Origin of the sequence: Paracoccus luteus, assembly GCF_004522155.1 — a bacterium.
Taxonomy (GTDB): Bacteria; Pseudomonadota; Alphaproteobacteria; order Rhodobacterales; family Rhodobacteraceae; genus Paracoccus; species Paracoccus luteus.
This window is the reverse complement of record NZ_SDEA01000020.1, coordinates 1-18,314: the sequence shown is the minus strand read 5'-3', so window position 1 is coordinate 18,314 and position 18,314 is coordinate 1. Positions and strand designations below refer to the sequence as shown.

The 18,314-nt window shown below is 68.0% G+C and carries 18 protein-coding genes; 12 read left to right on the top strand and 6 right to left on the bottom strand.

What is annotated here, in order from left to right; translation table 11 throughout:
* Window positions 1-7: 7 nt before the first annotated feature.
* Window positions 8-4,243, top strand: coding sequence for a DNA-directed RNA polymerase subunit beta' (gene rpoC / locus EPA64_RS15755; RefSeq protein WP_134727242.1), 4,236 nt, complete (start codon window positions 8-10; stop codon window positions 4,241-4,243).
* 370 nt (window positions 4,244-4,613) lie between these two features.
* On the opposite strand, the gene EPA64_RS15750 is transcribed toward rpoC, so the two are convergent.
* The 3 genes from EPA64_RS15750 to EPA64_RS15740 are packed head-to-tail and all read right to left on the bottom strand — an operon-like array spanning window position 4,614 to window position 8,010.
* Window positions 4,614-4,928: a hypothetical protein gene (locus tag EPA64_RS15750; protein ID WP_134727241.1), complete on the bottom strand. Its 315-nt coding sequence runs from the start codon at window positions 4,926-4,928 to the stop codon at window positions 4,614-4,616.
* Window positions 4,925-7,408 (bottom strand): cytochrome c oxidase subunit I, encoded by a 2,484-nt coding sequence (ctaD, locus tag EPA64_RS15745; RefSeq protein WP_134727240.1) that lies wholly within the window; start codon window positions 7,406-7,408, stop codon window positions 4,925-4,927. Before ctaD ends, EPA64_RS15750 begins: the two co-directional genes overlap by 4 nt.
* 11 nt (window positions 7,409-7,419) lie before the next feature.
* Entirely contained in the window at window positions 7,420-8,010 is a 591-nt protein-coding gene (locus EPA64_RS15740; protein ID WP_246026796.1) for a cytochrome c oxidase subunit II, read from the bottom strand.
* A gap of 105 nt (window positions 8,011-8,115) precedes the next feature.
* Here EPA64_RS15740 and EPA64_RS15735 point away from each other — a divergent pair, with 105 nt between their 5' ends.
* Complete coding sequence (locus EPA64_RS15735; RefSeq protein ID WP_134727238.1) at window positions 8,116-8,631, top strand: DUF2231 domain-containing protein; 516 nt, start codon at window positions 8,116-8,118, stop codon at window positions 8,629-8,631.
* Here EPA64_RS15735 and EPA64_RS15730 read toward each other — a convergent pair.
* The 3 genes from EPA64_RS15730 to EPA64_RS15720 form a co-directional block, all read right to left on the bottom strand.
* Window positions 8,601-9,113 carry a CopD family protein gene (locus EPA64_RS15730; RefSeq protein WP_134727259.1) on the bottom strand — a complete coding sequence of 171 codons (513 nt, stop codon included), beginning with the start codon at window positions 9,111-9,113 and terminating at the stop codon, window positions 8,601-8,603. The genes EPA64_RS15735 and EPA64_RS15730 overlap by 31 nt on opposite strands.
* Before the next feature lie 20 nt (window positions 9,114-9,133).
* Window positions 9,134-9,859 (bottom strand): cytochrome c oxidase assembly protein, encoded by a 726-nt coding sequence (locus EPA64_RS15725; RefSeq protein WP_134727237.1) that lies wholly within the window; start codon window positions 9,857-9,859, stop codon window positions 9,134-9,136.
* Window positions 9,860-10,332: 473 nt separating this feature from the next.
* Window positions 10,333-10,530 (bottom strand): hypothetical protein, encoded by a 198-nt coding sequence (locus tag EPA64_RS15720; RefSeq protein ID WP_134727236.1) that lies wholly within the window; start codon window positions 10,528-10,530, stop codon window positions 10,333-10,335.
* Between the two features lie 42 nt (window positions 10,531-10,572).
* On the opposite strand from EPA64_RS15720, the gene EPA64_RS15715 reads away from it, so the two are divergent.
* The 10 genes from EPA64_RS15715 to EPA64_RS15670 all read left to right on the top strand — a co-directional run.
* Complete coding sequence (locus tag EPA64_RS15715; protein ID WP_134727235.1) at window positions 10,573-11,370, top strand: alpha/beta fold hydrolase; 798 nt, start codon at window positions 10,573-10,575, stop codon at window positions 11,368-11,370.
* Window positions 11,371-11,478: 108 nt separating this feature from the next.
* Window positions 11,479-11,790, top strand: a complete 312-nt coding sequence (locus EPA64_RS16525) for a hypothetical protein (RefSeq protein WP_220443770.1) — start codon at window positions 11,479-11,481, stop codon at window positions 11,788-11,790.
* Between the two features lie 27 nt (window positions 11,791-11,817).
* A complete protein-coding gene (locus EPA64_RS15705; protein WP_134727234.1) occupies window positions 11,818-12,018 on the top strand; it encodes a hypothetical protein in 201 nt (66 codons plus the stop codon).
* Window positions 12,019-12,090: 72 nt separating this feature from the next.
* Window positions 12,091-12,351, top strand: a complete 261-nt coding sequence (locus EPA64_RS15700; RefSeq protein ID WP_134727233.1) for a hypothetical protein — start codon at window positions 12,091-12,093, stop codon at window positions 12,349-12,351.
* Between the two features lie 586 nt (window positions 12,352-12,937).
* A complete protein-coding gene (locus tag EPA64_RS15695; protein ID WP_246026795.1) occupies window positions 12,938-13,852 on the top strand; it encodes a DMT family transporter in 915 nt (304 codons plus the stop codon).
* Window positions 13,849-14,700 carry a glycosyltransferase gene (locus EPA64_RS15690; protein WP_246026794.1) on the top strand — a complete coding sequence of 284 codons (852 nt, stop codon included), beginning with the start codon at window positions 13,849-13,851 and terminating at the stop codon, window positions 14,698-14,700. Before EPA64_RS15695 ends, EPA64_RS15690 begins: the two co-directional genes overlap by 4 nt.
* A 269-nt stretch (window positions 14,701-14,969) precedes the next feature.
* Window positions 14,970-15,341: a 30S ribosomal protein S12 gene (gene rpsL / locus EPA64_RS15685; protein ID WP_010399029.1), complete on the top strand. Its 372-nt coding sequence runs from the start codon at window positions 14,970-14,972 to the stop codon at window positions 15,339-15,341.
* A 12-nt stretch (window positions 15,342-15,353) separates the two neighbouring features.
* A complete protein-coding gene (rpsG, locus tag EPA64_RS15680; RefSeq protein WP_134727231.1) occupies window positions 15,354-15,824 on the top strand; it encodes a 30S ribosomal protein S7 in 471 nt (156 codons plus the stop codon).
* 9 nt (window positions 15,825-15,833) lie between these two features.
* Window positions 15,834-17,957 (top strand): elongation factor G, encoded by a 2,124-nt coding sequence (gene fusA, locus EPA64_RS15675; protein ID WP_134727230.1) that lies wholly within the window; start codon window positions 15,834-15,836, stop codon window positions 17,955-17,957.
* Between the two features lie 52 nt (window positions 17,958-18,009).
* Window positions 18,010-18,314 (top strand): GTP-binding protein (locus EPA64_RS15670; protein WP_181953521.1); only part of this gene is annotated, 305 nt, incomplete at its 3' end.

The following is an 18,314-nucleotide window of genomic DNA, read 5'->3' as shown; positions in this document are numbered from 1 at the left end:
GCAGAACATGAACCAGGAACTCGCCAACAACCCCTTCAACCCCGTCGCCCCGCCGCGGCAGTTCGACGAGATCAAGATCTCGCTGGCCTCGCCCGAGGAAATCCTCGCGTGGTCGTTCGGTGAGGTGAAGAAGCCCGAGACGATCAACTATCGCACGTTCAAGCCCGAACGCGACGGGCTGTTCTGCGCGCGCATCTTCGGGCCGATCAAGGATTACGAATGCCTGTGCGGCAAATACAAGCGCATGAAGTATCGCGGCCTCGTCTGCGAGAAATGCGGCGTCGAGGTGACGCTGCAGAAGGTCCGGCGCGAGCGCATGGGCCATATCGAGCTGGCCGCCCCGGTCGCGCATATCTGGTTCCTCAAGTCGCTTCCGTCCCGGATCGGCCTGATGCTGGACATGACGCTGCGCGACCTGGAACGCATCCTGTACTTTGAAAACTATGTCGTCATCGAACCGGGTCTGACGGACCTCACCTATGGTCAGCTGCTGACCGAGGAAGAGTTCATGGACGCGCAGGACCAGTTCGGCGTTGACGCCTTTACCGCCAACATCGGCGCCGAGGCGATCCGCGACATGCTGTCCGCCATCGACCTGCAGGCGACGGCCGACCAGCTGCGCGAGGATCTGAAGGAGGCCACCGGCGAGCTGAAGCCCAAGAAGATCATCAAGCGGCTGAAGATCGTCGAGAGCTTCCTGGAATCCGGCAACCGCCCGGAATGGATGGTGCTGACCGTGATCCCGGTCATCCCGCCGGAACTGCGCCCGCTGGTCCCGCTGGACGGCGGCCGGTTCGCCACGTCGGACCTGAACGACCTGTATCGCCGGGTCATCAACCGCAACAACCGCCTCAAGCGGCTGATCGAGCTGCGCGCGCCCGACATCATCGTGCGCAACGAAAAGCGGATGCTGCAGGAATCGGTCGACGCGCTGTTCGACAACGGCCGCCGCGGCCGCGTCATCACGGGCAACAACAAGCGCCCGCTGAAGTCGCTGTCGGACATGCTGAAGGGCAAGCAGGGCCGGTTCCGCCAGAACCTGCTGGGCAAGCGCGTGGACTTTTCGGGCCGCTCGGTCATCGTGACCGGGCCGGAACTCAAGCTGCACCAGTGCGGGCTGCCGAAGAAGATGGCGCTCGAGCTGTTCAAGCCGTTCATCTATTCGCGGCTTGAGGCGAAGGGCTATTCCTCGACCGTCAAGCAGGCGAAAAAGCTGGTCGAAAAGGAACGCCCTGAGGTCTGGGACATCCTGGACGAGGTGATCCGCGAGCATCCGGTCCTGCTGAACCGCGCGCCGACGCTGCACCGCCTGGGCATCCAGGCGTTCGAGCCGATCCTGATCGAAGGCAAGGCGATCCAGCTGCACCCGCTGGTCTGCTCGGCCTTCAACGCCGACTTTGACGGCGACCAGATGGCCGTGCACGTCCCGCTGAGCCTTGAGGCCCAGCTTGAGGCGCGCGTCCTGATGATGTCCACGAACAACGTGCTGTCGCCCGCCAACGGCGCGCCGATCATCGTGCCGTCGCAGGACATGGTTCTTGGCCTCTATTACGGCACCATGCAGCGCGACGGCATGGTTGGCGAAGGCATGGCCTTCGGCAACGTGGACGAGGTGGAACACGCGCTGGCCGCCGGCGCCGTGCACATGCACGCCAAGATCACCTGCCGCCTGCCGCAGATCGACGAGGACGGCAACGAGGTCATCAAGCGCTATGAGACGACGCCCGGCCGGGTCCGTCTGGGCGCGCTGCTGCCCAAGAACGCCAAGTCGCCGTTCGAACTGGTCAACCGCCTGCTGCGCAAAAAGGACGTCCAGACGGTCATCGACACCGTCTATCGTTACTGCGGCCAGAAGGAATCGGTGATCTTCTGCGACCAGATCATGGGCTTCGGCTTCCGCGAGGCGTTCCGGGCCGGCATCTCGTTCGGCAAGGACGACATGGTGGTGCCCGACAGCAAGTGGGACATCGTCGGCGAGGTCCAGGACCAGGTGAAAGAGTTCGAACAGCAGTATCTGGACGGGCTGATCACGCAGGGCGAGAAATACAACAAGGTCGTGGACGCGTGGTCCAAGTGCAACGACCGCGTGACCGACGCCATGATGGTGACGATCTCGTCGGCCAAAAAGGACGAGACCGGCGCCGAGATGGAGCCGAACAGCGTCTACATGATGGCCCATTCCGGCGCGCGGGGGTCCGTGTCGCAGATGAAGCAGCTTGGCGGGATGCGCGGCCTGATGGCCAAGCCGTCGGGCGAGATCATCGAGACGCCGATCATCTCGAACTTCAAGGAAGGTCTGACCGTCCTTGAATACTTCAACTCGACCCACGGCGCCCGCAAGGGCCTGTCGGACACGGCGCTGAAGACCGCGAACTCGGGCTATCTGACGCGGCGTCTGGTGGACGTGGCGCAGGACTGCATCATCCGCGAGCATGACTGCGGCACCGACCGGGCGATCACCGCATCCGCCGCGGTCAACGACGGCGAGGTCATCGCGCCCCTGGCCGAACGTGTGCTGGGCCGGGTCGCGGCCGAGGACGTGCTGGTCCCCGGCACCGACGAGGTGGTGGTCCGCGAGAACGAGCTGATCGACGAGCGCAAGGCCGACGCGATCGAGGCGGCGGGCATCCAGTCCGTCCGCATCCGGTCCGCGCTGACCTGCGAGGCCGAGGACGGCGTCTGCGCGCTGTGCTATGGCCGCGATCTGGCGCGCGGCACGCTGGTCAACATCGGCGAGGCTGTCGGCATCATCGCCGCGCAGTCGATCGGTGAACCCGGCACGCAGCTGACGATGCGGACCTTCCACATCGGCGGCATCGCGCAGGGCGGGCAGCAGTCGTTCATCGCCGCCAACCAGGACGGCACCGTCCGGTTCGAGAACGAGGCCGTGCTGGAAAACGCGGCTGGCGAGCTGATCGTGATGAGCCGCTCGATGCAGCTGCACGTCATGAACGATCAGGACACCGCGCTGGCCAGCCACAAGCTGTTCTACGGGTCCAAGCTGATGGTGCGCGACGGCGACAAGGTCGCGCGCGGCGGCAAGCTGTTCGAATGGGATCCCTATACCCTGCCGATCATCGCCGAGATGGCGGGGACGGCGCGGTTCGTCGATCTGTTGTCGGGCCTGTCGGTCCGCGACGAGACCGACGAGGCGACCGGCATGACGCAGAAGATCGTCACGGACTGGCGGTCGGCGCCCAAGGGCAGCGACCTCAAGCCCGAGATCATCCTTGTGGGCGAGGACGGCGAACCCGTCCGCAACGAGGCCGGCAACCCGATCAGCTATCCGATGTCGGTGGACGCGGTGCTGTCGATCGAGGACGGGCAGGAGATCAAGGCAGGCGACGTGATCGCGCGCATCCCGCGCGAGGGCGCGCGCACCAAGGACATCACCGGGGGTCTGCCCCGCGTGGCGGAACTGTTCGAGGCGCGCCGTCCCAAGGATCACGCCATCATCGCCGAGATCGACGGCACGGTGAAGTTCGGCAAGGACTACAAGAACAAGCGCCGCATCATCATCCAGCCGCGCGAGGACGGGCTGGAGCCGGTCGAATACATGGTGCCCAAGGGCAAGCACATCCCGGTGCAGGAAGGCGACTTCGTGCAGAAGGGTGAGTACATCATGGACGGCAACCCCGCGCCGCACGACATCCTGCGGATCATGGGGATCGAGGCGCTGGCCGACTATCTCATCGACGAGGTGCAGGACGTCTATCGGCTGCAGGGCGTGAAGATCAACGACAAGCACATCGAGGTGATCGTCCGCCAGATGCTGCAGAAGATCGAGATCCTGGACTCGGGCGACACGACCTTGCTGAAAGGCGAGAACGTGGACCGCGACGAGTTCGTCGAGGAGAACGCCAAGATCGAGGCGCGCGGCGGGCGTCCGGCGACCGGGGAACCGGTGCTGCTGGGCATCACCAAGGCGTCGCTGCAGACGCGCAGCTTCATCTCGGCGGCGTCGTTCCAGGAAACGACCCGCGTGCTGACCGAGGCCGCCGTGCAGGGCAAGCGCGACAAGCTGGTCGGGCTGAAGGAAAACGTCATCGTCGGCCGGCTGATCCCGGCCGGCACCGGCGGGGCCACCAGCCGCGTCAAGCGCATCGCCGAGGACCGCGACAACGAGGTCATCGAGATGCGCCGCGCCGAGGCCGAAGCCGCGGCGGCGCTGGCCGCCCCGGAACCCGCGCCGGCGATGGCCGACGTGGACGCCGACGAGGTCATCACCTCGCCCGAGGAATGATCCTGAACGGATGACTGGAAAGGCCCGGCCGCTGCGCCGGGCCTTTTTCTTTGGGCGGAGTGGGTGGACTGGGCGGGACGCGGGGAGGCGGCGGCGGCCCTCAACCGGCAATGCCCGCGCTGCAGGCGGCAGGGCCGGGACCGCAGGCGCCCGCGCCGCCGCCGGCCCGGCCCCCCGCGTCCATAGGGAACGCCCGCGCGCCACGCGGCAGCTTCCGCGCCGCCATCGGCAGCCCCCGCGCCCCACCAGCCCTTGGATACCCGTGCAGCCAGGAACGCCACGCAGGCGGGGATCGTCGGCCGGCTGCGTGCACTGCGCGGTGCTGGCCTTCGCGTTCCTCGATCACTGCGCTGCCCGCAGGTCTTGCAACCTACAGGCAGACCGAGCTTGCGACCACCGGCAGCAGCGTCCACACCGTCGAGATCAGCGCCACCACCGCCAGGATCACGCTGACCCGCTGGACGAACCGCGAGGGTGAGGCAAAGCGCGGCGCGCGCAGCGCCATCAGCAGCGCGACCTGAACCGCCACCGCAACTGCCCCGGCAAGGATCAGCAAGCCGCGCTGCGTGCCCGGTTCGACCGCGCCGAAGGCCCCGGCGCACAGCAGCCCCTGCAAGCCATAGACGGCGCTGAACGCGGCGATCCAGACCGTCATCGGAACCGACAGGCGCAGGATCTCGGTCATGTTCCCAGCCCCGGCAGATAGATCGCCGCCAGCGCGATCAGCCCGGTCAGCACGGCATAGTCGGCCCACAGGCGGACGACGCGCAGCTCTCCGAACCGGCGGGGCGACAGGAACCCGGCCCGGCCCCGGGCCATGACAAAGCCCGCCATGATGGCCGCCAGCCCCGCGTGGAACAGCACATAGCCCGACAGCACCCAGACCGTCGCGTCATAGGCGTGGGCGGACGGATCGGGCAGCGCCCGCATGACCATGACGCAGGCTGCCATCAGCGCGCCAAGCCCCGCCGCACCTAGGACAAGCCCGGCATAAGGGGTGTCCCCTCCGCGCAGCCGCCGTTCCGCCAGCCGCGGCCCGGCCAGCGCCAGCGCCGCGCCCCCCAGGGCCAGCGCCGGCCCTGCGACGCCGGGTTGCAGATACGCGGGCGGCGGCCAGTTCGGGGCGACGGTCCACAAGAAGGCATAGCCGAACAGCGCCGACCCGAACAGCACCGCGTCGGCCAGCAGCAGAAACAGCGACCCCCACCATCCGGGCGGGTCCGCCACCTCGGACGCGCTTGGCAGCGACACGCCGCGGCCCGCGTCCAGCGCCCCCTCGTCGTGGCGCGAACCCAGCACCCAGACCCAGCGCATCGACAGCACCATGACGCCGAAGGCCGCGACGAACATCAGCCAGTACAGCTTGAAGATCGGCGCGATGAAGATGACGCTGGTCACGACCGCCATGACGAAGGGCACGACCGAGTTCTGCGGGAACACCACGACCTGCAACGGATCGCCGCGCGCGGTGCTGACGGCCAGCGTCTCGCGCCGGTTGCGGATCGGCTCGCCCAGGAACCCCTCGCCCCGCGCGATCCGGTTGGGCAGGTCGGGGTCGGTGTGCATCGGATAGCGGCTGTCCACCACCGGGATCGACGCGATGTTATAGGACGGCGAGGGCAGGGCCGTCGCCCATTCCAGCGTGCCCGCGCCCCACGGATTGCGCCGCCCCCGGCTGGCAATCAGCGCGTTGATCGCCACGTCCACGATGACCAGCGCGAAACCGATCGCCATGACGAAGCTGCCGATCGAGGCGATGAGGTTGATCACCTCCCACCCCTGACCCGGATCATAGCTGTCGGTCCGCCGCCGCTGGCCCAGCAGCCCGGCCCAGTGGACGGCCAGGAAGGTGACGTGAAATCCCGGCACCGCCAGCCAGAACGCCGTCTCGCCCATGCGGAAGAACCGCTTGCGGCCCGAAAACACCGGCAGCCAGTAATAGATCGCGGCGATCATCGGAAAGACAAAGCCGCCGACCAGCACGTAATGCAGATGCGCCACGATGAAATGGGTGTCGTGGACCTGCCAGTCGAAGGGCACCACCGCGATCATCACCCCGGTCAGCCCGCCGATCACGAAGGTCACGAAGAACCCCATGATCCACAGCATCGGCAGATGCATCTGGGGCCGGCCCTTCCACAGCGTGCCGATCCAGCCGAAGATCTGCACCCCCACCGGCACCGCGACCAGCGTCGAGGCGGCCGAGAAGAACGCCAGCCCCATATGCGGGATGCCGGTCGTATACATGTGGTGGACCCACAGCCCGAAGCTGAGGACCGCCAGCGACACCGCCGCCGCCACCACCCAGCCATAGCCCAGCAGCGTCGTGCGGGCCATCACCGGCAGGATGGTCGAGACGGCGCCCGCCGCGGGCAGGAAGATGATATAGACTTCGGGATGGCCGAACAGCCAGAACAGATGCTGCCACAGCAGCGCGTCGCCCCCGCTGTCCACCTGAAAGAACGGCATCCCGAAGGCCCGTTCCAGTTCCAGCAGCAGCGAGCCAAGGATCATCGGCGGGAACGCCGTCAGGATCATCACCGCCACGACCAGCATGTACCAGGCGAATATCGGCATCTTGTCCAGCGACATGCCGGCCGCGCGGTATCGCAGGACGGTCACGACCACCTCGACCGCGGCGCTGATGGCCGAAACCTCGACAAAGCTGATGCCCAGCAGCCAGATGTCGGCCGGTATCCCCGGCGACCCGATGGTGGACGAGAGCGGCGGATACATGAACCAACCACCCTGCGGCGCGACGCCCAGCACCAGCGCCACGACCATCGTCGAACTGCCGATGAAATAGCACCAGAAGCCGTATGAACTCAGCCGCGGGAACGCCAGGTCGCGGGTGCCCAGCATGCCGGGCAGCAGATAGACGGTCAGCGCCTCGAAGAACGGGATGGCGAACAGGAACATCATGATGGTCCCGTGCATCGTGAAGACCTGGTTATAGACCGCAGGCCCCATGAAGGCGGATTCGGGCGTCGCAAGCTGGGCGCGGATCAGCATCGCCAGGATGCCGCCGATGACAAAGAACGCCGTCGCGGTCATCAGGAAGATCTTGCCGATGTCGTTGTTGTTGACCGTGGTGAACCAGCCGCGGAAACCGGGGTCGGACGCCCAGATCGGGTCCAGCTTGCGGTGCAGCCTCAGCGCGGTCATGCGTCTTTGGGTCACGGTGCCTCTCTGGCGATGAAATCATCCCAGCCCGCCGGATCGTGGGCGATGACGGTGAAGACATGGTCGCGGTATCCGGTGCCGCTGAACTCGGCGCTGACGCCGGCGTATTCGCCGGGCTCCCACGCCTCGATCCGCAGGGTGTTGACGTGGCCGGGGATGGCGTCCAGCTTGCCGGCCAGCCGCGGCACCCAAAAGCTGTGGATGACGTCGGTGGCGGTGATTTCCACGTCCACCGGGCGCCCTGCGGGGATGTGCAGGACATTCCGCGTCACCCGGTCCGGCGCGTCGGCATAGCCGAAATCCCAGGCCCATTGCCGCGCCTCGGCCCGCACGGTCACAAGGTCCGGCGCGGGCCGGGGCAGCAGCCGTTCCCCGGCGGCCAGGCCCCAGACCAGCAGCGCGCCAAGAACGGCCAGCGAAAAGCCGATCCCCAGCCCCATGATCCAGACCCGTTCCCGCCGCTGGTCCGCCGCCTCGCCCGACGGCCCCGCAGGCTTGCGGAACGCCAGCGCCAGCAGCACCATGACAAGGGCGAAGATGGCGACCGACCCGGCCAGCATCACCCACCACAGCCGGGCGATCACCTCGGCCGCGGGGCCGGCGGGGTGGACGGCCGACAGCCGGTCCTCGCAACCTGGCAGGACGGCCAGCGTTAAGGCCCCGAACCCCAGCAGCGGAAAGCGCCCCCGATGACCCAGGACATGAGGCAGACCAAGGACGAGACGCTGATCGACCCCATCACCAGGCACCCCGACTTTCATGACACCGAATCCAAGATCGCGGTCTTTGGCCACCCGCTGCACGCCATGACCGTCACCTTTCCGGTCGCGCTGACATTCTGCTGTTTCGGGGCGGACGGGCTTTACTGGTGGACGGGCGACGCCTTCTGGGCGCGCGCGGCCGCATGGGCGGCGGGGCTGGCCTTTCTGATCGGCGTCGCCGCCGCCGTCACCGGCACGCTGGAGCTGTTGTTCGTGCCCGGCATCCGCGCCCGCGCCGCCGCCTGGACCCATGCGGTGATCGCGGTGACCTTCATCGCGGTCACGGGGGCGAACTGGGGATACCGGCTGACCGGCTATGAATCCGCCGTCCTGCCCTATGGCATCCTCATGTCCGGGTTTTGCGTGCTGATGGTCAGCATTACGGGTTGGCATGGGGGCAAACTGGTTTTCGATTATCGCCTGGGGACATCCAACGGCAAGTGATTGCCGCGCGGTTCGTTCAGCCAGCCGGGCAGGGGGATCGTCTCAAGTTCCGGCTTGGCCAGGACCAGGAACAGGATGCACAGGATCACGCCCGTCAGCAGCAGCGACGGGATCAGCGGTTCTGGCGGGGTGTGGTCGCCCTCTTTCTCGGCCACGGTGACAAGCGTGTGGCCCACCCAGCCGTGCAGCCCGACCAGCAGCGCCACGAACACCAGCTTGGCGAACATCCACGGCACGAAGATCTCGCGCAGGAAGATCAGCATCACGCCCGACCCGATGGCGAACACCGCCGCGGGCGTCACGAACCAGGTATAGCTGTAGTGCGACGCGCGGCGGATGCGCGAATAATCCGCCTGCCCGATCGCCAGGTCATGGCGCGCCAGCATCAGGGGCAGGGCGAACAGCCCCGCGCACCAGATCGCCAGCATGCTGATGTGGAACGCCTTGAGATGCGGCACGATGACCTGCAGCCAGCCCACCAGGACGTGCAGCCACGTCCAGGTCATGCCGCCCGCCCGGCCATCGCGCGCCACTGGCGGCGCGCGACGATGGTGCCGAAGGCGGCAAGGGGCAGGCCCGCCGGAACCCACATGATCAGCCCGCCCAGCTGCTGGTCGCCCAGCGGCGTGAACCCCCAGGCCAGCGGCGCCGCCATGTGGATGGCATACATCGGCGCGGGCGCAAGCGTCAGCAGCGCGCCCAGCAGGGCCATCTGCACGATGGCGGCCAGGATCAGCAGCAGCGCGTGGCCCGACGGCTGCGCCGGGTGCAGCACCGCCCGCCAGAAGGCGGTGGCCGACAGCAACAGCGACCCCTGCATGACCCAGTAGACGCCGACGTCCGACATTGCCGCGTCATAGGCCGCGGGCAGGTGCCACAGCCACAGCACCGCGGTCGAGACGACGAACGCGGGCGTCATCGCGCGGGCCATCCGCCCCGGCCAGGCCAGCGCCAGCAGGGGGGCGGCCACCGCCACCAGCAGCAGGTGATGGACCACGCGGGCCGAGAACAGCGCCGCCGATGCCGCGCACAGCGGCGAGACGAAGGCGAGCGTCAGCACCGCCACGGCCAGCGCGCCGGGCAGCCGTCCCGCCCGGTTCAGGCCCACGGCAAGGCTCAGCATCGCCAACGCCAGCAGCAGCGGTGGATCAAGGTTCCAGTGCAGCCAGATGGCCGCCGGGTCCGGCGCCGGGCCGCAATACAGCCCGTCGGGTGCTGGCGGGGTCATGCCGGACCGGCCGGCGAACGCGCGGGCGGCTGTCGCCGGACGCCGGGCGCGGCCCCGCCGAACGGCGGCGCGGCGTCATGCGCGCCGTCGGGCGGTGTTTCGTGGTCAGCCATCCGCGCCTCCTCGACCCCCGGCATCCACAAGCCCGCGCGTCACCGGCCCAACGCACGACGGCCCCGGCGGTTGCCAGCCCGCGGCCCGGCCCCCTTGTCCCGGGCCGTCCCGGCCAAAGGTGCATCCCGCAGGCGGCAAGGCAAGCGCAAACCTTGCGGCGGCGGACAGGGTATCGACGGATACCGGAGGCAGAGTTTCCGTTGCGTCGCCGCCCGACAAGGATGCCGTGTCCGACCTTGCCATGATCCGGGGCAATGCGCTTGATCGCGCCCATGCCCACCGGCACGTCGCCGTCGCGCAGGACAAGAAACCTGATCGCGGCACCGTCCAGCGTGGCGCGCGGCATCATGCGAATGGATTCAGGCGGCGTGCCCGCGTCCGAGCCTCGGACGAGGAAGGACCGTGCGCAACGGGACCATCGAGAACGTCACCGGCGACGGATCGGGCACCATGTCGGCGACCTGCTGGCCGGCCCGCTGGACATCCGCGATAAAGGCGTGGCGATGCGCGACCTGCCCGGAACCCGCGCCGTCCTCGACGAAGACAAGCTGACCCATTATCGCCGGGAACGTCGAGCGGCCCGCAGGAAAGGACAATCCATGACCCCCACGCTTGTTGCCACCCGTCTGGGCGACCGTGCCGCCGATGGCGCGGCGCGGCCGCTGCTGGTCGTCGGGCCGTCGCTGGGCACCTCGGTCCGGGCGCTGTGGACGGGCGCGGCGCGGCTGCTTTGCGACCGCTTCGACGTGGTGGGGATCGACCTGCCGGGCCACGGCCGTTCGCCGGCGGCGGCGGGCGGCATCGACATGGCCGACCTTGCCCGCGGCATTCTGGCGGCGGCGGGCGCCGTGCAGGCGGACCCCGGCGACGCCGGCGCGCCGTTCCACTATGCCGGCGTCTCGGCCGGGGGCTGCATCGGCCTGCAGCTGCTGGTGGACGCGCCGGACCGCATCGGCCGTGCGGTGATCCTGAACTCGGCCGCCCGGATCGGCGAGCCGCAGGGCTGGGTGGATCGCGCGGCGCTGGTGGCCGAACAAGGCGTCGGCGCGCTGCGTCAGGCCTCGGCCGAACGCTGGTTCGCGCCGGGCTTTGCCGATCGCGATCCGGCGACCGCCGCGGCGCTGCTGGATTCGCTGTGCGCGGCGGATGGCGCGGGCTATCGGCAGGTCTGCGGTGCGCTGGCGCGGTTCGACCTGCGCGACCGGCTGGGCGGCATCGCCCGCCCGGTGCTGGCCATCGGCGGGCAGGACGATGTGGCAACCCCGCCCGGATTGCAGCACGACATCGCCCGCGGCGTCCGCGACGGCCGGGCCGAGATCCTGCCGCAGGTCGGCCATCTGGCCCCGGCCGAGGCGCCGCGCGACGTGGCGCGGCTGATCGGCGCGTTCCTGGGCTGACGCCGGCTCACCGCGCCAATGTCGCGCGGCGGGGGAACATCGCCCCGCCGTTGTCGTTGATCCCCCGAACGCCCGCGACCCTGCGGGCCACAGCGAAGGGGAAAGCGCATGGCGAATGCAAGCAGCAAGAAGTTCGGCGCCGGCCAGCAGGACCAGGGCAAGGGCGACGGGTCCGGCGGCATGGCCCCGGCCGACATCGAAACGGTGCAGACCACCGAGATCCTGTCGAACCGCGACACCTCGCGCCATTCCGACCAGCGCGGGCTGGATTCCCGCCACGTCCAGAACGAACAGGGTCAGGACCATGTGGCCAACCACGTCCCCGGCGCGGGCGAGGCGGGGACCGTCCCCCGCGAAAAGCTGGCCGACGAACGCCCCGAGGGCGACGAGCGGATGCCCGACCGGGGCGGCACGGCCTGAACCGCCGCAACGAAAGGAGGCAAGCAGATGACCAGCAGCAAGCACCCGAAAAGCGCGACTCCGTCGGACGCCGATCTGCGCAACGATCCGGGCATCGGCAGTTCAAAGGGGGCCGGGCGGGACGATCCGCCGCTGGACGGCGAGAACACGTTCAAGGGGGACGTCATGAACGACACCACCCCGCAGGGCGGCATCGACCCGAACCAGCGCGGCCGCGAGAACAAATAGCCGGCCGCAGGCACCGACCGGCAGACCGCGCAGCCGCCACCCCGGCCCGCGCGCCCAGCGAAGGAATCCGTTATGACCGGCAACAAGACCCATCAACAGCAGCGCGCGATCATCGAAAAGCGCGTGGACACCAGCAATGCGGACAAGGACTTTGACCCGCGCCCCTATCTGAACGCGTCGAAAGAGGTGCGCGACCGCATCACTGAAACGCAGTTGCCCGACGACCCGACCCCGCTTGCCAGCGACGACGGCGACCCGGCGGTCAGGGGCGAGAACCAGGAAAGCCGCCACAACAAGAACAGCGGCCATCCCAAGGACGAAGGTCAGGTCTGACTCCGCCGCCCTGCCGGAACGATGCCGGCAGGGCCGCCGTTGCGGCAGTGGCGGGGCGCAGCGAGGCTGCCCGCCCGACACGCATTTGCCACGGCCGGATGCGCGCGCGCGGCGAGATGCCGGCAAGGCCGTCGTCGCGGCAGCGGCGGGGCGCAGCGAGGTTGCCCGCCCGACACGCATTTGCCACGGGCAGACGCGCAGGCGCGGCGAGATGCCGGCAAGGCCGTCGTCGCGCCAGCCACCGGGCGCAGCGAGTTGACCCGCCGGACACGCATTTGCCACGGGCGGATGCGCGTGCGCGGCGAGATGCCGGCAGGGCCCTCGTGGCGGCAGCGACGGGCGCCCCGACGTTGGCCGCCCGACACGCCTTTGGTTCCGGCAGATGCGCGTGCGCGAGGACGGGGGTATGGGGGCGTAGGCACCCGGCGCCCCGTCCTTTCCGTCCGGGCAGGTGCGCAGGCGCGGCGACGGGACGGGGCCGCTTTCCTTCGGCGGCACGCCGCCGTAAGGCTGGGCGACCGCCCTTTCCCGGACCGACATGCGCACCCCCTTTCTGCCCGCGACGCCCCTTGCGCCACGCTCTTCGATGTCACGTGCCGCGCGCGTCCAGCGGGCCGAAAGCACCAGCGCGGAAAACCTGCGCGGCGCGGGGCTGATGGTGCTGTCGATGGCGGCATTCCTGTGCAACGACGCCGCGATCAAATACGTCACCCAGACCCTGCCGCTGGGCCAGGCGGTGGCGCTGCGCGGGATCGCGGTGACGGCGATGCTGTGGCTGTTGGCGCGCCGCGACGGCGGCGTGGTCTGGCGGCCCGCCGCGCCGCGCGACCGCGCCCTGCTGGCCCTGCGCTGCGCGGCCGAGATCGCGTCGACCCTGCTGTATCTGACGGCGCTGCAGCATCTGGCGCTGGGTGACATCTCGTCGATCACGCAATCGCTGCCGCTGCTGATGATGCTGGCCGCCGCGCTGGTGTTCCGCGAACGGCTGGGCTGGCGGCGGCTGACGGCCGTCGGCGTGGGGCTTGCGGGCGTGCTGATCATCCTGCGGCCCGGCACCTCGGCGTTCACGGCGTGGTCGCTGGTGGCGCTGGCCTCGGTCCTGCTGATCGTGGTGCGCGACATGGCGACGCGGGGGTTCACCCCGGCGATGCGGTCGGGGACGATCGCCTTCTATGCCGCGCTGTCCGTCACGCTGGCCGCGCCGCTGATGCCGGCGGATGGCGGCTGGCGCTGGCCGACGGGGGCCGAGACGGCCGGGGTCGGGCTTGCGGTGACGTTCCTGACGGTCGGCTATCTGACCGCCGTGGCCGCGATGCGGGTGGGCGACGTGGGGTTCGTGTCGCCGTTCCGCTATACCTCGCTGGTGTGGGCCATCGCGCTGGGGATGATCGTCTTTGGCGAATGGCCCGACCGCTTGACCTGGATCGGCGCGGCGCTGGTGGTGGGCGCGGGCATCTATTCCATCCTGCGCGAGGCGCGGCTGCACCGGCCCCGTCCGTGAAGCGGGTGCAGTTCCTGGGGCTGTGCCGGTTTTCCTATCTGGGGGGGCGCGGCTTTCAGGTCGAACACGACACGATCGAGCAGCGGCGCGCGTTCCTTTACGACCCCGCCCGGCTGGCGCGGCGCTGGTTCTGGTTCCAGAACGTGGCGCTGCCGTCGTGGCAGGCGCAGACGGACCCCGATTTCACCCTTGTCGTGATGACCGGCCCCGACCTGCCGGAACCCTATCTGTCGCGCCTGCGCGACATCGCCGCGGTGACGCCGCAGATCCGGGTGGAACTGGTCCCCCCGATGGACCGCCACCGCGCCGCCTGCAACCGCGCGACCCGGCCGCATGTGGACGCCACCGCCGACGCCATCGGCTATTTCAAGCACGACGACGACGACGCGGTTTCGGTCGATTTCATCGCCACGGCGCGGCGCGACCTGCGGCTGGTGCGGCCGATCTTCAACCGCGACGGGCGGGCGTCCTGCGACTATATGAAGGGCGTGATCCTGAAGGCGACCGAATCCGGCGTCTCCGCGCTGCCGCGCCACGTCCACAACACCGGCGTCGCGCTGCTGACGTGGGTGCGGCCGGACGCTGCCGAATCGGCCATCGACTTTGAACACTGGCGGATGGGCAACTATATGAACGGGGTGGCGCTGCACGACCGGGCGATGTTCGTGCGCGTCGTCCACCACGACAACGACTCGGGTGCGTTGGGGCCGAACTATCCCTGGGCGCAGCCGCCGGGCGACATGGCGGGGCTGCTGCGCCGGCGGTTCCGCATCGACCTGCCCGCGCTGGACGCGGCGGCCCGGCAGGCCGCGCTGCCCGGGGCGGCGCGGCCGAACTGGGGGCGCTGAGCGCGGGGCGGGACCGCGCGGGCGGGGCGGCGTTGACAGGCGGGGCGATTCTGCCTATATGCGCCGACACCCGCCGGGAAACCGTCCGGGGCCCAAAGCCTTTACGGTCGCGATCCGGGCCGGTTCATGCCCCGATCATGGGATTTCCGCCCGTCCTGCCCGCTGATGGCGGTCGGAAGGGTTTGGCGTTTCGCGATGGGCGCGAACGCTGTCGAGAAGTGCGCACCAAGGCCCGGGTGCGAGTATCGCAAAGCAAGACGGGGAACCGAATGCCGACGATCCAACAGCTGATCCGCAAGCCGCGGCAGCCGAAAGTGCAGCGATCCAAATCGCAGCACCTGCAGTCCTGCCCGCAAAAGCGCGGCGTCTGCACGCGCGTCTATACCACCACGCCGAAAAAGCCGAACTCGGCCATGCGGAAGGTCGCCAAGGTGCGGCTGACCAACGGGTTCGAGGTCATCAGCTATATTCCCGGCGAAAAGCACAACCTGCAGGAACACAGCGTCGTGCTGATCCGCGGCGGCCGGGTGAAAGACCTTCCGGGCGTGCGTTATCACATCCTGCGCGGTGTTCTGGATACCCAGGGCGTCAAAGATCGTCGTCAGCGTCGTTCGAAATACGGCGCCAAGCGTCCGAAGTGAGGGTTCAGATAGATGTCCCGTCGTCACGCCGCTGAAAAGCGCGAAGTCCTGCCCGACGCCAAGTATGGCGATCGCGTGCTGACCAAATTCATGAACAACCTGATGGTGGACGGCAAGAAATCCGTTGCCGAAACGATCGTCTACAACGCGCTCGAGCGGGTCCAGGGCCGCCTGAAGCGCGAGCCGATCGAGGTGTTCCACGAAGCCCTCGACAACGTCAAACCCTCGGTCGAGGTGCGTTCGCGCCGCGTCGGCGGTGCGACCTATCAGGTTCCGGTCGAGGTGCGTCCCGTGCGCCGCGAGGCCCTGGCGATCCGCTGGCTGATCGACGCCAGCAAGAAGCGCAACGAGAACACGATGGAAGAGCGCCTGGCCGGCGAGCTGGCCGATGCCGTCAACGGCCGCGGCACCGCCGTGAAAAAGCGCGAAGACACCCACAAGATGGCCGACGCCAACAAGGCGTTCAGCCATTACCGCTGGTAAGGATTGATCATGGCGCGCGATTACGCACTCGACCACTACCGCAACTTCGGGATCATGGCCCACATCGACGCGGGCAAGACCACGACGACCGAGCGGATCCTGTATTACACCGGCAAGAACCACAAGATGGGCGAGACGCACGAGGGCGCCTCGACCATGGACTGGATGGAGCAGGAGCAGGAGCGGGGGATCACGATCACCTCGGCTGCGACCACGACCTTCTGGCAGCGCCAGGAGGATCCGACCACCGAAGGCACCAACGAGACGAAGTATCGTTTCAACATCATCGACACCCCCGGCCACGTGGATTTCACCATCGAGGTCGAGCGTTCGCTGGCGGTGCTGGACGGGGCGATCTGCCTGCTGGACGCCAACGCCGGGGTCGAGCCGCAGACCGAAACCGTGTGGCGCCAGGCTGACCGCTACAAGGTGCCGCGCATCGTGTTCGTCAACAAGATGGACAAGATCGGCGCCGACTTCTTCAAGTGCGTCGCCATGATCAAGGACCGCACCGGCGGCATCCCCTGCCCGATCGCCCTGCCGATCGGCGCCGAGGACAAGCTGGAAGGCATCGTCGACCTGATCAAGATGGAAGAATGGGTCTGGCGCGGCGAGGATCTGGGCGCGTCTTGGGTTCGCCAGCCGATCCGCGACGAGCTGACCGATCTGGCCGACGAATGGCGCGGAAAGATGATCGAGCTTGCCGTCGAGCAGGACGACGCCGCGATGGAAGCCTATCTGGAAGGCGAAGAGCCCGACGAGGCGACCCTGCGCAGCCTGATCCGCAAGGGCACGCTGAGCCTGGCGTTCTTCCCGGTCACCGCCGGTTCCGCGTTCAAGAACAAGGGCGTGCAGCCGCTGCTGAACTCGGTCATCGACTTCCTGCCGGCGCCGGTCGACGTGCCGGCCCTGATGGGCTTTGCCCCCGACGACGAGACGGAAGAGCGCAACATCGCCCGCAAGGCCGATGATGCCGAACCTTTCTCGGCGCTGGCGTTCAAGATCATGAACGACCCCTTCGTCGGCTCGCTGACCTTCACGCGCATCTATTCGGGCGCGCTGAAGAAGGGCGACCAGATGATGAACTCGACCAAGGGCAAGCGCGAGCGCGTCGGCCGCATGATGATGATGCACGCCATCAACCGCGAGGAAATCGAAGAAGCCTTCGCGGGCGACATCATCGCGCTGGCGGGCCTGAAGGACACCACCACGGGCGACACGCTGTGCGACCCGGCGAAACCGGTGGTTCTGGAAACCATGACCTTCCCCGAGCCGGTGATCGAGATCGCCGTGGAACCCAAGTCCAAGGCTGACCAGGAAAAGATGGGCCTCGCCCTTCAGCGCCTGTCCGCCGAAGACCCGTCCTTCCGCGTCGAAACCGACATCGAGTCGGGCCAGACCATCATGAAGGGCATGGGCGAACTTCACCTCGACATCCTGGTCGACCGCATGAAGCGCGAGTTCAAGGTCGAGGCGAACATCGGCGCTCCGCAGGTGGCTTACCGCGAGACGATCAGCCAGCAGGCCGAGATCGACTATACCCACAAGAAGCAGACCGGCGGCACGGGCCAGTTCGCCCGCATCAAGCTGGTCATCACCCCGACGGAACCGGGCGAGGGCTATTCGTTCGAATCCAAGATCGTCGGCGGCGCGGTGCCCAAGGAATACATCCCGGGCGTCGAAAAGGGGATCAAGTCGGTCATGGACAGTGGTCCGCTGGCAGGCTTCCCGGTGATCGACTTCAAGGTGGCGCTGATCGACGGTGCCTATCACGACGTCGACTCGTCGGTGCTGGCGTTCGAGATCGCGTCCCGCGCGGCGATGCGCGACGGCCTGAAAAAGGCCGGCGCCAAGCTGCTGGAACCGATCATGAAGGTCGAGGTGGTGACGCCGGACGAATACACCGGTTCGATCATCGGCGACCTGACCAGCCGTCGCGGCATGGTCCGCGGCCAGGATACCCGCGGCAACGCCAACGTCATCGACGCGATGGTGCCGCTGGCCAACATGTTCGGCTATATCAACAACCTGCGCTCCATGTCCTCGGGCCGCGCGGTGTTCACGATGCAGTTCGACCATTATGACGCCGTGCCGCAGAACATCTCGGACGAGATCCAGAAGAAATACGCGTAATGCAGGCGGTGCGTGGGCAAGACCCGCGCACCCTACCCACCCCGTAGGGTGCGTGCTTGCACGCACCGTCACAGAACAGGAGCTTTGCANCGTCAACATCGGGACGATCGGTCACGTCGACCACGGCAAGACGACGCTGACGGCTGCGATCACGCGGTATTTCGGCGACTTCAAGGGCTATGACCAGATCGACAACGCGCCCGAGGAAAAGGCGCGGGGGATCACGATCTCGACCACGCATGTGGAATACGAATCGGCGACGCGTCACTATGCGCACGTCGACTGTCCCGGCCACGCCGACTATGTGAAGAACATGATCACCGGCGCCGCGCAGATGGACGGCGCGATCCTGGTGGT

Excerpts from the sequence above, each read along its gene's own strand:
- EPA64_RS15725 (WP_134727237.1), bottom strand. The coding sequence starts at position 9,859 with ATGACCCCGCCAGCACCCGACGGGCTGTATTGCGGCCCGGCGCCGGAC.
- rpsG (WP_134727231.1), top strand. The coding sequence starts at position 15,354 with ATGTCCCGTCGTCACGCCGCTGAAAAGCGCGAAGTCCTGCCCGACGCC.
- fusA (WP_134727230.1), top strand. The coding sequence starts at position 15,834 with ATGGCGCGCGATTACGCACTCGACCACTACCGCAACTTCGGGATCATG.
- rpoC (WP_134727242.1), top strand. The coding sequence starts at position 8 with ATGAACCAGGAACTCGCCAACAACCCCTTCAACCCCGTCGCCCCGCCG.
- EPA64_RS16525 (WP_220443770.1), top strand. The coding sequence starts at position 11,479 with ATGGCGAATGCAAGCAGCAAGAAGTTCGGCGCCGGCCAGCAGGACCAG.
- ctaD (WP_134727240.1), bottom strand. The coding sequence starts at position 7,408 with ATGACCGCGCTGAGGCTGCACCGCAAGCTGGACCCGATCTGGGCGTCC.
- rpsL (WP_010399029.1), top strand. The coding sequence starts at position 14,970 with ATGCCGACGATCCAACAGCTGATCCGCAAGCCGCGGCAGCCGAAAGTG.
- EPA64_RS15695 (WP_246026795.1), top strand. The coding sequence starts at position 12,938 with ATGTCACGTGCCGCGCGCGTCCAGCGGGCCGAAAGCACCAGCGCGGAA.
- EPA64_RS15720 (WP_134727236.1), bottom strand. The coding sequence starts at position 10,530 with ATGGGTCAGCTTGTCTTCGTCGAGGACGGCGCGGGTTCCGGGCAGGTC.
- EPA64_RS15735 (WP_134727238.1), top strand. The coding sequence starts at position 8,116 with ATGACCCAGGACATGAGGCAGACCAAGGACGAGACGCTGATCGACCCC.
- EPA64_RS15750 (WP_134727241.1), bottom strand. The coding sequence starts at position 4,928 with ATGACCGAGATCCTGCGCCTGTCGGTTCCGATGACGGTCTGGATCGCC.
- EPA64_RS15700 (WP_134727233.1), top strand. The coding sequence starts at position 12,091 with ATGACCGGCAACAAGACCCATCAACAGCAGCGCGCGATCATCGAAAAG.
- EPA64_RS15705 (WP_134727234.1), top strand. The coding sequence starts at position 11,818 with ATGACCAGCAGCAAGCACCCGAAAAGCGCGACTCCGTCGGACGCCGAT.
- EPA64_RS15715 (WP_134727235.1), top strand. The coding sequence starts at position 10,573 with ATGACCCCCACGCTTGTTGCCACCCGTCTGGGCGACCGTGCCGCCGAT.